Raw genomic sequence first — 319 nt, forward strand, 5'->3', positions numbered from 1 at the left:
GTTACAAACTTGTGTACCGGATCGATGAACTTTTGGAAGGTTTCCACATCGTCGGCCAGGGTAGCGGTCCAAACAATCCAGTCGCTTTTGGTGTAGGTACGCCGGTTGTCGAGCGGAAGACCGTACTTGTTTTGTTTGGTCAGGTAATACGCAATTTCGGTCTGCGCCACTTCTTTGGGAAAAATGTCCAGCTTCAGCAATTTGTCCCATACCAGGTTGTACTTCTGGCTCCAGGTTCCCGGCTGGTCGAAGGTCAACCGGTAATGATCACCGTCGTCGGCCATTTGCATCCATTCCCGGGCCATACGTTTGGCTTCAT

Annotated in this window: 1 protein-coding gene; it reads right to left on the reverse strand. The window is 51.1% G+C overall.

From position 1 onward, the window contains the following. Nucleotides 1-319, reverse strand: a 319-nt coding sequence (locus tag N2K84_RS20380) for a DUF1793 domain-containing protein (protein ID WP_282593666.1), incomplete at both ends; no start/stop codon positions are given.

Source organism: Gaoshiqia sediminis (assembly GCF_025907915.1).
Lineage (GTDB): Bacteria > Bacteroidota > Bacteroidia > Bacteroidales > Prolixibacteraceae > Gaoshiqia > Gaoshiqia sediminis.